The 11,901-nt window shown below is 71.1% G+C and carries 10 protein-coding genes and 1 pseudogene; 2 read left to right on the forward strand and 9 right to left on the reverse strand.

Going from position 1 to position 11,901, the window contains the following annotated elements:
* The 6 genes from AOK11_RS05245 to AOK11_RS05270 form a co-directional block, all read right to left on the reverse strand.
* Positions 1-623 (reverse strand): PRC-barrel domain-containing protein (locus tag AOK11_RS05245; RefSeq protein WP_167353763.1); only part of this gene is annotated, 623 nt, incomplete at its 3' end.
* Positions 624-709: 86 nt separating this feature from the next.
* Positions 710-1,645: a lysophospholipid acyltransferase family protein gene (locus AOK11_RS05250; protein WP_079034646.1), complete on the reverse strand. Its 936-nt coding sequence runs from the start codon at positions 1,643-1,645 to the stop codon at positions 710-712.
* A complete protein-coding gene (locus AOK11_RS05255; RefSeq protein ID WP_055592449.1) occupies positions 1,642-2,412 on the reverse strand; it encodes a GNAT family N-acetyltransferase in 771 nt (256 codons plus the stop codon). Before AOK11_RS05255 ends, AOK11_RS05250 begins: the two co-directional genes overlap by 4 nt.
* 239 nt (positions 2,413-2,651) lie before the next feature.
* Positions 2,652-3,401 (reverse strand): succinate dehydrogenase/fumarate reductase iron-sulfur subunit, encoded by a 750-nt coding sequence (locus AOK11_RS05260; protein ID WP_055592450.1) that lies wholly within the window; start codon positions 3,399-3,401, stop codon positions 2,652-2,654.
* Entirely contained in the window at positions 3,398-5,347 is a 1,950-nt protein-coding gene (locus tag AOK11_RS05265; RefSeq protein WP_055592451.1) for a fumarate reductase/succinate dehydrogenase flavoprotein subunit, read from the reverse strand. Before AOK11_RS05265 ends, AOK11_RS05260 begins: the two co-directional genes overlap by 4 nt.
* Position 5,348: 1 nt before the next feature.
* Positions 5,349-6,020 carry a succinate dehydrogenase gene (locus AOK11_RS05270; protein WP_055592452.1) on the reverse strand — a complete coding sequence of 224 codons (672 nt, stop codon included), beginning with the start codon at positions 6,018-6,020 and terminating at the stop codon, positions 5,349-5,351.
* A gap of 131 nt (positions 6,021-6,151) precedes the next feature.
* Between AOK11_RS05270 and AOK11_RS05275 the strand changes: the two genes are divergently transcribed.
* Entirely contained in the window at positions 6,152-7,036 is an 885-nt protein-coding gene (locus tag AOK11_RS05275) for a LysR family transcriptional regulator (protein ID WP_055592453.1), read from the forward strand.
* Positions 7,037-7,123: 87 nt separating this feature from the next.
* On the opposite strand, the gene AOK11_RS05280 is transcribed toward AOK11_RS05275, so the two are convergent.
* The 3 genes from AOK11_RS05280 to AOK11_RS05290 form a co-directional block, all read right to left on the reverse strand.
* On the reverse strand, positions 7,124-9,268 hold the full coding sequence (locus tag AOK11_RS05280; RefSeq protein ID WP_055592454.1) for a putative bifunctional diguanylate cyclase/phosphodiesterase: 2,145 nt from the start codon (positions 9,266-9,268) through the stop codon (positions 7,124-7,126).
* Entirely contained in the window at positions 9,265-10,077 is an 813-nt protein-coding gene (locus AOK11_RS05285; RefSeq protein ID WP_055592455.1) for an SAM-dependent methyltransferase, read from the reverse strand. The genes AOK11_RS05280 and AOK11_RS05285 overlap by 4 nt, the downstream gene beginning before the upstream one ends.
* A 390-nt stretch (positions 10,078-10,467) precedes the next feature.
* Positions 10,468-11,394 (reverse strand): SCO0930 family lipoprotein, encoded by a 927-nt coding sequence (locus tag AOK11_RS05290; RefSeq protein ID WP_055592456.1) that lies wholly within the window; start codon positions 11,392-11,394, stop codon positions 10,468-10,470.
* Between the two features lie 288 nt (positions 11,395-11,682).
* On the opposite strand from AOK11_RS05290, the pseudogene AOK11_RS43810 reads away from it, so the two are divergent.
* Positions 11,683-11,901: pseudogene (locus AOK11_RS43810) on the forward strand (hypothetical protein); the annotation flags it as partial.

Raw genomic sequence — 11,901 nt, forward strand, 5'->3', positions numbered from 1 at the left:
CGCACGCCGGCCACGCCGGCGGTTCCGGCGACCCCCGTGGGGCCGGTCCTGCCGGTCCGCTCGGAGGTCGCCGGCGTTCCCGTGGTGGCTGCCGACGCCGTCCCCGCGGTGGTGGTCGTCCTGGTCGCCGTCCGGTCCTTGCCCGAAGTACGGGCCCCGGCGGCACCGGCCGCCCCGCCCCGACCCGTCGCGCCCACTGCGCCCGCCGCACCGGCGGCACCGGCGGCACCGGCCTTGCCCATGCCCGGACGCTTGTCGGTCCGGCCCTCGCCCGTGTTCTTGGTGTCGTCGCGCAGCACGCCGCCCCAGTCGATGCCGTAGTAGTCGTACAGCCGGTGTTCCTCCGCCTCCGACAGGTGGCCCTGCGCGTCGACGTCGACGTCGGGTGCGCCCTTGATCTTGTCCTTGGGGTACGGGACTTCGAGGTGATCCTCCACCAGCTCGGCGTCGCGGATGGGAATGAACGACTCACTGGTGCCGAACATGCCCGTCTTGACGCTCACCCACTCGGGGCGGCCGCTCATGTCGTCGAAGAAGACGTGCTTGGCCTCACCGATCTTGTTGCCCTCGCCGTCGTAGACGGGGTGATCCAGGAGGATCCTGACCTCATCGCGGGTGATCATCTGGCCTCACCCTCCTTTCAGGTATCACTCCCGTCCGGATGTCCTCCCCAGCGCGGTAAAAACTTCACATAAGGTACAAAGCGCGCTTAATTTTTGACAGCGCTTACTTCCGGTGATCGCGACCGGAGGTCCTCGACCGGGCAACATGCCTGATGTCCGACCCCGCGCCCGGTCCGCCGACCCGCCTGCCGACTGGTCCGCCGACCTGCCCGGTGACCGGTCCCCTGACCGGCTCGATGGTCCCGCCCCGAACCACTGTGCGGTTGCGCGGCGGCGGCCAGGGCGCGGCGGTCCGGGTGGCTGCCCGGCGGGACGGCGGCCCGTACCCCGACCTCGGCGACCAGGCCCCGGGCCGAGACCACCCGCCACAGGGACGCGAACAGGGTGTCGTCCCCGACGAAGGCCGGGGCGGTGGCGGGGGTTCCGCTCGCGTCGCGGTAGTGGATGCGGACCGGCTGCACCGGGACCCCGGCGTCGATCGCCGCCTGGAAGGCCGCCCGGCGGAAGGAGCCCTGTCCGCGGCCGCACCAGGTGCTGCCCTCGGGGAAGACCGCGACGGCCGAGCCCTCGCCGAGGGCCGCGGCGACCCGGGCGACCGTGCCCGGAAGAGCGCGCAGCCGGTCGCGGTCGATGAACAGAACCCCGCTGCGCGCGACCAGCGGCCCCGCCAGCGGCCACTGCCGTATCTCGGCCTTGGCCAGCATGCGGGCCGGACGGACCGCGCTCAGCAGCGGGATGTCCAGCCAGGAGATGTGGTTGGCGACGAGCAGCAGCCCGCCGGTGGGCGCGGCGGCGCCGGTGATACGGACCCGGACTCCGGCGGCCCGTACGATCCACCGGCACCACCGGCCCACAAGGCCCGCCGGGATCCGCCGCCCGACGGGCAGCAGCAGCACCCCGGCGAGCACCAGGCCGACGACCGCGGTCAGTCGCAGCACCGCCCCCGGTACGGCCCTCGTGGTTCCCGTCGGCACCACGCAGCCGCTCGGGGTGCAGGGCGCGCCCGGCAGCCAGACGCTCATTTCGCCGGTACGAGGGAGAGGAAGTGCCGCAGATAGCGCTGGTTGACCCGGCTCATCGGCAGCAGCACGTACAGGTCGGCGACCCCGAAGTCCGCGTCGTGCGCGGGCTCGCCGCAGACCCAGGCGCCGAGCCGGAGGTAGCCGCGCAGCAGGGCGGGCAGCTCGGTGCGGGCGGCGGGCGCCGCGGTCGTCGGCCGCCACGGGTGCAGGGGGCGTACGCGGTACTCCTCGGGGGCCAGGTGCTTGCCCTGGACCCGGTCCCAGGTGGCGGCGGCGAGCGCGCCCCCGTCGGCGAGCGGGACGGAGCAGCAGCCGGCCAGCCACTCGTGGCCCCGGTCGATCATGTAGCGGGCGATACCGGCCCAGATGAGGCCTATGACCGCGCCGTCGCGGTGGCCGGGGTGCACGCAGGAGCGGCCGACCTCGACGAGACCCGGCCGGATCGGGTCGAGGGCGGCGATGTCGAACTCGCTCTCCGCGTACAGGCGGCCGGCGACCGCGGCGCGCTCGGGCGGCAGCAGCCGGTAGGTGCCGACGACCTGACCGCTCACTTCCTCGCGTACGAGCAGGTGGTCGCAGTAGGCGTCGAAGGGGTCGACGTCCAGGCCCGGCTGGGGGGTGGTCAGCAGGGCGCCCAGCTCACCGGCGAAGACGTCGTGCCGCAGCCGCTGGGCGGCGCGCACGTCGTCCTCGTCGCGGGCGAGGGTGACGGTGTAGCGGGTGGGTGCCGCGGGCTTGGCGGGGTGGTCTGCGGTCAGGACGGTCATGGCTCTCTCCTGGTCACGTGCCGGAGCGGGGAAGGCGGGGACTCCCCTTGTTTCTGCCGATGCCGGTTGGCGTGTGCGTGACCTGAGCCGGGAGTGCGGATGTGGGGATGCTGAATGCCTGGCGTCGCCCGCGCGGCGGCGGGCGTGTCCCGGACAGCAGACGGGACCGGGGATGAGCACCACTCCCGGTCCCGCCCGTCCGCCCCCTGGCGAACGTTTCCCTGCTGCCTGCCCGGCGGTTACCGGCCGGCTCCCTTGGCCGTGGCGCGCAGCCACTCCTTGTTCATCCCGGTGATGGAGGACAGCGGGATGCCCTTCGGACAGGCGGTGGCGCATTCCCCGGCGAGGGTGCAGCCGCCGAAGCCCTCGTCATCCATCTGCGCCACCATGTCGAGCACCCGGGTCTCGCGCTCGGGCGCGCCCTGCGGCAGCACGTTGAGGTGGTTGATCTTCGCCGAGGTGAAGAGCATCGCGGCGCCGTTCGGGCAGGCCGCGACGCAGGCGCCGCAGCCGATGCACTCGGCGTGCTCGAAGGCGAGGTCCGCGTCCGGCTTCGGAACGGGCGTGGCGTGCGCCTCGGGCGCGGAGCCGGTGGGGACGCTGACGTAGCCGCCGGCCTGGATGATCCGGTCGAAGGCCGTCCGGTCGACGACGAGGTCCTTCACCACCGGGAAGGCCGCCGCCCGCCACGGTTCGACGTCGATGGTGTCGCCGTCCTTGAAGGACCGCATGTGCAGCTGGCAGGTGGTGGTGCGCTCGGGGCCGTGGGCGTCGCCGTTGATGACCAGCGAGCAGGCGCCGCAGATGCCCTCGCGGCAGTCGTGGTCGAAGGCGACCGGGTCCTCGCCCTCGAGGGTGAGTTCCTCGTTGAGGGTGTCGAGCATTTCCAGGAAGGACATGTCGGGTGAGATGCCGTCCACTTCGTACGTGGACATGGCGCCGTCGGCGTCGGCGTTCTTCTGCCGCCAGACGCGCAGGGTGAGCTTCATGCGTAGCTCCGCTGAGTGGGGTGGACGTACTCGAAGACGAGGTCTTCCTTGTGCAGGACGGGAGCGTCGCCCGTGCCGGTGAACTCCCAGGCGGCGGCGTAGGTGAACTCCTCGTCCCGGCGGGCGGCCTCGCCGTCGGGGCTCTGGGACTCCTCGCGGAAGTGGCCGCCGCAGGATTCGGCGCGGTGCAGGGCGTCGAGGCACATCAGCTCGGCGAGCTCGAGGTAGTCGACGATGCGGTTGGCCCGCTCCAGGGACTGGTTGAACTCCTCGCCGGTGCCGGGCACCTTGATCCTCCTCCAGAACTCCTCGCGGATCTGCGGGATGCGCTCCAGTGCCTTGCGCAGGCCCGATTCGGTGCGGGCCATGCCGCAGAACTCCCACATGAGTTCGCCGAGTTCGCGGTGGAAGGAGTCGGGGGTGCGGTCGCCGTCGACGGAGAGGAGCAGGTTCAGCCGGTCCTCGGTCTCGGCCAGGACCTCCTGCACCGCCGGGTGGTCGGTGTCCACCTCGTCCTTGTGCGGGTTGCGCGCCAGGTAGTCGTTGATGGTGGCCGGGAGGACGAAGTAGCCGTCGGCCAGGCCCTGCATCAGCGCGGAGGCGCCGAGCCGGTTGGCGCCGTGGTCGGAGAAGTTGGCCTCGCCGATGGCGAACAGGCCGGGGACGGTGGTCTGCAGGTCGTAGTCGACCCACAGACCGCCCATCGTGTAGTGCACGGCGGGGTAGATCCGCATCGGCACCCGGTACGGGTCCTCGTCGGTGATCCGCTGGTACATGTCGAAGAGGTTGCCGTACTTGGCCTCGACCGCCTTGCGTCCCAGGCGCTCGATGGCGTCGGCGAAGTCCAGGTAGACGCCCTGGCCGCCGGGGCCGACGCCCCTGCCCTCGTCGCAGACGTTCTTGGCGGCGCGGGAGGCGATGTCGCGGGGCACCAGGTTGCCGAAGGACGGGTAGATGCGCTCCAGGTAGTAGTCGCGCTCGTCCTCGGGGATCTTGTTCGGCGGGCGGTCGTCGCCCTTGGCCCTGGGCACCCAGATGCGGCCGTCGTTGCGCAGCGACTCGCTCATCAGCGTCAGCTTGGACTGGTGGTCGCCGGTGCGCGGGATGCAGGTGGGGTGGATCTGGGTGAAGCAGGGGTTGGCGAAGTACGCGCCGCGCCGGTGCGCCCGCCAGACGGCGGTCGCGTTGGAGTTCATGGCGTTGGTCGACAGGTAGAAGACGTTGCCGTAGCCGCCGGTGGCGAGGACGACGGCGTCCGCGAAGTAGGTGTCGATCTTCCCGGTGACCAGGTCCCGGGCGACGATCCCGCGGGCCCGGCCGTCGATGACGATCAGGTCGAGCATCTCGGTGCGCGGGTGCATCTCGACGTTGCCGGCGGCGATCTGCCTCGAGAGCGCCTGGTAGGCGCCGAGGAGGAGCTGCTGGCCCGTCTGGCCGCGGGCGTAGAAGGTGCGGGAGACCTGGACGCCGCCGAAGGAGCGGGTGTCGAGCAGCCCGCCGTACTCGCGGGCGAAGGGCACGCCCTGGGCGACGCACTGGTCGATGATCTCGACGGAGATCTGCGCGAGCCGGTGCACGTTGGACTCGCGCGAGCGGAAGTCGCCGCCCTTGACGGTGTCGTAGAAGAGGCGGTGCACGGAGTCGCCGTCGTTGCGGTAGTTCTTCGCCGCGTTGATGCCGCCCTGGGCGGCAATCGAGTGGGCGCGGCGCGGGGAGTCCGTGTAGCAGAACTGGACGACGTTGTAGCCCTGTTCGGCGAGCGTGGCACCGGCGGAGCCGCCGGCCAGACCGGTACCGACGACGATGACGGTCTGCTTGCGCCGGTTGGCGGGGTTGACCAGCTTGGCCTCGAAGCGGCGCTTGTCCCAGCGCTCCCCGATCGGCCCGGACGGGGCCTTGGCGTCGACGACCGGCTCACCGGTCGCGTACTCGGCAAAGGTACTCATATCAGCTCACCACTCCGGTCATGACGCCCACGGGGACGGCGAGGAAGCCGATCGTGAGCAGCAGCGCGAGGACGTTCGCCAGGCCCTTCAGGGCGCGGTCGCGGGTGCGGCTGCCGACGCCGAGGGTCTGGGCGGCGCTCCAGAAGCCGTGCCGGATGTGCAGGCCGACGGCGAGCACCGCGACGATGTAGATGACGTTGCCGTACCAGGTGGAGAAGGTGTCCACGACGTTCTGGTAGGGCTTGCCCTCCTCGAAGCCGCCGGAGTGCACGTGGCCGGTGGTCAGGTCGAGGATGTGCCAGACGATGAACAGGGCGAGGATGATCCCGCCCCAGCGCATGGTGCGTGTGGCGTAACTGGCCCGGGCCTTCTTGTGGACGTACTTGCTGGGGCGCGCCTTGATGTCGCGGCGGCTGAGCTGGTACGCGGAGACGGCATGCGCGACGACCGCGACGACGAGCACGACGCGGACCACCCACAGGGCCCACTCGTAGTGCAGGAGGGGCTCGCCCATGGTGCGCAGCCAGTGTGCGTACTCGTTGAACTCGAGCGCGCCGAAGTAGATCTTCAGGTTGCCGAGCATGTGGGCGACCAGGTAGAGCAGCATGATCAGGCCGCTGACGGCCATCACTGTCTTCTTGCCGACGGTCGAGTCCCACACGGTGCGTGCCATGGACGGCCGTCGGTCCGTCCGCGTTGCCAGAGCCATGTCACAGAACGCTAGGGCCAAAGGTCCCCATCGGTCCAAGACATGGAATGCCTCGTTTCCATAGGCTCCACCTATGGCAGCACTATGCTGGGCCCATGCAGTTCCAGCAGCTCCAGTACTTCGTGGCGGTCGCCGAGACCCGGCACTTCACCCGGGCCGCGGAGCTGGTCCATGTCGCGCAGCCGTCCCTCTCCCAGCAGATCAAGGCGCTGGAGCGGGAACTGGGGGCGGATCTGTTCCTGCGGGCGCGCGGCAACATCACGCTGACCGACGCGGGCGAGGCACTGCTGCCGCTGGCCCGGCGCATCCTGGCCGACGCGGACACGGCCCGGCACGAGGTGCAGGAGCTGGCGCAGCTGCGCAGCGGCCGGGTCAGGCTGGGGGCGACCCCGAGCCTGTGCACCGGGCTGCTGCCGGACGTGCTGCGCGCCTTCCACGACCGCTATCCGGGCGTCCGGCTGCTGATCGAGGAGGGCGGTTCCCACGACCTGGTGCGCGAGCTGGCCCGCGGCGCCCTGGACCTGGCCCTGGTCGTGCTGCCCCTGCCGACCCCCTCCCCCGCGCTCACCACGGTGGAGCTGCTGCGCGAGGACCTGGTGGTGGTCTCCTCCCCTGATGCCCCCAGGCCCGGCCGGGGCCGGCGCACCGTGCGCGTCGCCGATCTCGAGGGCGAGCGCCTGGTGATGTTCCGGCACGGCTACGACCTGCGGGAGCTGACGGTGGCCGCGTGCCGTGCGGAGGGCTTCGAGCCGGACTTCGCGGTGGAGGGCGGGGAGATGGACGCCGTACTGGGCTTCGTCCGGGCGGGCCTGGGCCTGGCCGTAGTGCCCCGCATGGTCGCCGCGCGGTCCGGCCAGGGTCTGCGGGTCACCCCTCTGGCCCGCCCCGGCCTCGACCGCACCATCGCCCTGGCCCACCGCAGCGACGTGGCTCCGCCTCGGGCGGCCCGGGAGCTCCAGCGGATGCTCCTGGAGCGGTGACCGGGCGCCGGCCGGCCGACACCGCACACCGCCCGGGCCGGCGGGCCGTCGCGGCGCCCGCGAGCCCGCCCCGCCCGGCCGGCGGAGTCACCCCGTCGCGTCCACCAGAGCCAGTTCGTGCAGCCGCTCCGGGGGGCCGGGGCGGGCGTAGTACCAGCCCTGGGCGGTGTCGCAGCCGAGTATGCGGAGCTGTTCGGCCTGGGCCCCCGTCTCGACGCCCTCCACCGTCACGGCGAGGTCGAGGCTGTGGGCCAGGGAGACGATCCCCTCGACGATCTTGAGGTCGACCGGGTCCGCGGGGAACTGCTGCATGCTCTGGGTGAAGGAGCGGTCCAGCTTGAGGACGCTCACCGGGAGGCGGCGCAGGTTGGCGAGGTTGGAGTAGCCGGTGCCGAAGTCGTCCAGGGCGATGTCCACGCCCATCTCCGCGAGCCGGCGCAGCGGCTTCAGCAGGTCGTCGTCCGCGCCGATGAGCGCCGACTCGGTCACCTCCAGGCACAGCGCGTCCGGCTCGACGCCGGTGCGCTCCAGGATGTCGACGGTGTCCTGGACCAGGCCGGGGTGGGTGAGCTGGCAGGGCGAGAGGTTCACGTTGATGCGCAGCGGGCCGAGCGCGTCCGCCCCGCCGCGCCGCTCCTGCCAGGTGCGGGCCTGGCGCACGGACTGCTCGAGCACCCAGCGGCCCAGCGGGACGATCAGCCCGGTGTGCTCGGCGAGCGGGATGAACCGGTCCGGCGACAGCACCCCGTGCTGCGGGTGCAGCCAGCGCACCAGCGCCTCGGCACCCCGGACGCTGCCGTCGCCGAGGTGGACCAGCGGCTGGTACTCGATGAAGAACTCTCCCCGCTCCAGCGCCGCGGGCAGCGCCGTGGTGAGGCCGTGCCGGGTGATGGCGCGGGCATCGGACTCCGGGTCGGCGAGCTCGAAACGGTTACCGCCGGCCGACTTGGCCCGGTACATGGTGATGTCGGCGCTGCGCAGCACCTCTGCCGGGCTGCGCTCCCCGGCCGGTCCCTCGACCACTCCGATGCTGCCACGCACGGTCAGGTCCCGGCCGTCGACGCCGATGGGGGCGAGCAGTGCGTTCATGATGCGGGTGGCGAGTTCGTCGACCGTGTGCTGGGTGTCCGGGCCCGTGGTCAGCGCCACGAACTCGTCGCCGCCCAGCCGGGCGACCATCTCGCCGGGCGCCGTGGCGCAGGACTGGAGCCGGTCGGCCACCTCGACGAGTAGCCGGTCGCCGGCCGCGTGCCCGAGACTGTCGTTGACGGTCTTGAAGCCGTCCAGGTCGAGGTAGCACAGGCCGAAGCGCTGTCCCTCGCCGGCACTCAGCGCCTTCTCCAGCCGTTCGAAGAAGAACGTGCGGTTGGGCAGACCGGTCAGGGCGTCGTGGGTGGCCTCGTAGCGCAGCCGGAGGTTGAGCAGCCGCCGCTCGGTGGTGTCCTCCATGAGCGCGAGCTGGTACTGCGGTTCGCCGTCGGCGTCGCGCAGCAGGGACACCGTGAGATTGGTCCACAGGACCGTTCCGTCGGGCCGGTAGAAGGCCTTCTCGAGGTGGTAGTGCTCGCGGTCGCCGCGTACCAGCTCGTCGTAGAGAACCCAGGTCTGCGGGGCGTCGTCGGGATGCGTCCACTCCCGGACGCTGCGGCTGCGCAGGCTCTGCTCGGACAGGCCGAACATGCGCAGCAGGGCGGCGTTGACCTGGAGGACGTTTCCCTTGAGGTCGGCGATGCCGATGCCTATGGCGGCGCCTTCGAAGACCGCGCGGAACCTTGCCTCGGTGGCGTGCAGGGCCTGTGCCACCACGCCCTGGGCCCGGAGCGCGGCCTGGGCGATGGCCTCCTGCTCGGCCAGCGTCCGTTCGCGCAGCGCCTGCGCGTATCCGGCGGCCATGGCGTGCTGCAGCCTGGCGCTGCGTGCCCTCAGGTCCTCGCCGTCGCCGTCCCCGCCGCAGTACAGGACGAGGTAGGCGTCCACGCAGTCCAGGGTCCGGCTGAGCGCCTCCGGGTCGGTGCAGTGCGCCTCCACCAGGGCGGCGCCGACCGCCTTGCCGGTGCCCGGGTCGAACGCCCTCGTCCGCAGCGCCTCGCTCAACCTCCTGGCCAGCGGGACCAGTTGTTTCTCGAACTCCGGCCGGGTCGACGAGGTCGAGGTCACCGGGAAGACCGCCCGGCCCCAGATCGTCGCGAACCGGCGCAGTCTGTCCTCCGGCCCGTCCGGCTCCGCGCTCACGCTGTACGCCCCACACCCGCGTAGGCGGAGAAGGCGTAGGGATCCTCGTCCTCCGGTGCGGTGTCCGGCCGCCACTTCGGCATCGGCACCAGTCCGGGTTCCACCATGTCGTACCCCTCGAAGAACCGCGCGATCTCGTCGCGCGAGCGCATGATCAACGGGTTGCGGATGTTCCTGTACACGTCCACCGCGCCACCGGCCCGCTCCGGCGGCAACGGAATTCCCTCGTACGAGGCATGGGTGAGCATCAGCATACTGCCGGGCGCGAGCGCGTCACGCAGCTCGGCCACCGCCGCGTACGGATCGTCCGCGTCCTCCACGAAGTGGAGTATGGCGACGAGCAGCAGCGCCACCGGCCGATCCAGGTCGATCAGGCGCCCCACCTCGTGACTTTCCAGAATTTCCCGGGGCTTTCGGAGATCGGCGGCGACAACGGCCGCGTCCTCGTTGCCCTCGAGGACGGCCTGGCTGTGCGCGACGGCCACCGGGTCGTGGTCGACGTAGACCACCCGCGCGCCGGGAACGGCCGCCTGCGCCACCTCGTGCACATTGCCGAATGCCGGAATGCCGGAGCCGACGTCCAGGAACTGGGTGACTCCCGCACCGGCCGCGAACCGCACCGCCCTGCGCAGGAACGCCCTGTTCGCCTGCATGATCTTGGGCAGTCCCGGCATGAACTCCATGGCCTTACGGGCCGCTTCCCGGTCGACCTCGAAGTTGTGCGAACCGCCCAGGTAGTAGTCGTACATCCGGGAAACGCTGGGCACCGTGATGTCGATGCTCCGGGGGGCCCAGGCGGGACGCTCCATCTATCTCTCCACAGCGTAGGCGATCCGGTGTCCGAGCCGAGGCTACTGATCGCTCGCCAAGGGAGCGACCCCAAACGGAAATTGACCGTCCGTTCCCGGTCACTGCCTACGGCATGTGCCGAATTGGCAACCGTGCGCACACCGCGAAAGGTATGTGCGGCATTTCGGAGAGTTCCGGCACACGGAGAAGTCCGGCATGCGGAGAAGCCGGGCGTACGAAATGGCGTGCCGCGCGGAGAAACGGGCGGGCGGCGCAGAAAGGGTGAAGAGCGCCGAAAACTCCCTGAGTTCCGGCGAATCGCAGCAAAACGGTCCGCCTCTCCGCGGGAAGCGGAGAGGCGGACCGGGGTCGGCGGTGCCGGAGGGAAATGACACCCCGGGGAGGTTGCGCTACTTCTCCGGCGCGCCGACCGGCTCTCCGTTCGGCCGCACCGCGTACCACGTCCCGCCGACGCCCTGGCCGTTGGTGTCACCGGCGGCCTTGTCGCCCGCGAAGGTGTAGATCGGCCAGCAGCCGATCGTCTGCTGCTCGGCCTTGTTGTCGGGGCGGGTGAAGGTCATGTAGTTCTTCTTCTTGATGCCCTTGGTGTCGTTGATGTCGACCGGCGCCACCGCCGGCCACTTCTCCAGGCAGGCACCGGTGCAGGCGGAGACCGGCTTCGGCCAGGCCTCGTCCTTCATGAAGCGGTAGACCGTCCTGCCGTCCCTGTCGACGACGATCTCGCCGAGCTCGGGATCCTTGCGGGTGGACAGGCCGGGCTGCTCGCCGGCCTCCTGCGCCTTCTTGCCCTCGGGGGTCAGCGCGAACCACTTGCCGCCCACGCCCTGACCCTTGACGTCACCCGCGTTGACGTCCTTGACGTAGTGGTAGGCGGGCCAGCCGTCGACGGTGAGCTGCTTGGTGCCGTCGGCCCGGGCGACCTCGCCGAGCAGGGACTCGTCGATGCCCTCGCCGGCCGCGGCGTCGTCGGCGAGTACCGGCGGCCAGGTCTCCGCACAGTCACCGTCGCAGTTGGACTTGGGAGGCTCGGCGGTGTCCTGGTCGAAGCGGTAGAGCGTGAGGCCGAGCTCGTCCGTCACCAGCTTGCCGAGTTTGGCGTTGGTGGCGGCGGTCAGCTTGCCCGCGCCGCCGGCCGGGCTCGTGGAGGCCCCCGCGCCGGCTCCGGTGTCGATGCCTCCGAGGTCTCCGGGCACGGCCGAGGCGCCCACGTTCTGACTGCTGGCCGGTGGCGGGGTGTCCTGACCGCACGCCGTCGTCAGCGTCAGCACCGCCGCGGCGCTCACCACCAGTGAGGCGGTCCGCCAGGAGGTCTTCATCTCAACTCCAGATCATCGCAAGGGGGTTGCAGCGCCCTGCTGCGCCGCCGCTCGACGTGGAGTACGCACGAAGGCACCTGCTGTGTTCAACGCGGGCCGATTTTTCTTCCGGAGTCCGGGATTCCTCCCCTTCTCACCCCGTCCGCCCCGCCGCATCGCACATCCACTCACACTCCCCCAACGGGTGATCAGCGCCGGATCAAACGGGAGTTGCCGGATTTACCTCCATCGGGGCATTCACCCGGCACTCGCGCGTGTTCCGGCGCAACGCGGCTCATGATCTTCGTCGTGCAAGGACTCGTACCGACCCGATCCGCCTTCGCCGCCCGTGTGTTGGCGACGGCGACGCTGGCCTGGGCGCTCGTCGGCGCGCCGGACGCGGCGATGGCCGACGCCTGCGCCTACGCCTCGACCGGCCCGGGGGGAACGGAGGCGGTGGCGATCGTCGGAGACATGACCTGGCCGCTCCCGCCGCCCTGTTCACCCCCCACACCCACACCCACACCC

Source organism: Streptomyces hirsutus (assembly GCF_001418415.1).
Lineage (GTDB): Bacteria > Actinomycetota > Actinomycetes > Streptomycetales > Streptomycetaceae > Streptomyces > Streptomyces hirsutus.

Coding starts and splice junctions, on each gene's coding strand:
- AOK11_RS05275 (WP_055592453.1), top strand. CDS start 6,152: ATGCAGTTCCAGCAGCTCCAGTACTTCGTGGCGGTCGCCGAGACCCGG.
- AOK11_RS05270 (WP_055592452.1), bottom strand. CDS start 6,020: ATGGCACGCACCGTGTGGGACTCGACCGTCGGCAAGAAGACAGTGATG.
- AOK11_RS05255 (WP_055592449.1), bottom strand. CDS start 2,412: ATGACCGTCCTGACCGCAGACCACCCCGCCAAGCCCGCGGCACCCACC.
- AOK11_RS05265 (WP_055592451.1), bottom strand. CDS start 5,347: ATGAGTACCTTTGCCGAGTACGCGACCGGTGAGCCGGTCGTCGACGCC.
- AOK11_RS05290 (WP_055592456.1), bottom strand. CDS start 11,394: ATGAAGACCTCCTGGCGGACCGCCTCACTGGTGGTGAGCGCCGCGGCG.
- AOK11_RS05285 (WP_055592455.1), bottom strand. CDS start 10,077: ATGGAGCGTCCCGCCTGGGCCCCCCGGAGCATCGACATCACGGTGCCC.
- AOK11_RS05260 (WP_055592450.1), bottom strand. CDS start 3,401: ATGAAGCTCACCCTGCGCGTCTGGCGGCAGAAGAACGCCGACGCCGAC.
- AOK11_RS05250 (WP_079034646.1), bottom strand. CDS start 1,645: ATGAGCGTCTGGCTGCCGGGCGCGCCCTGCACCCCGAGCGGCTGCGTG.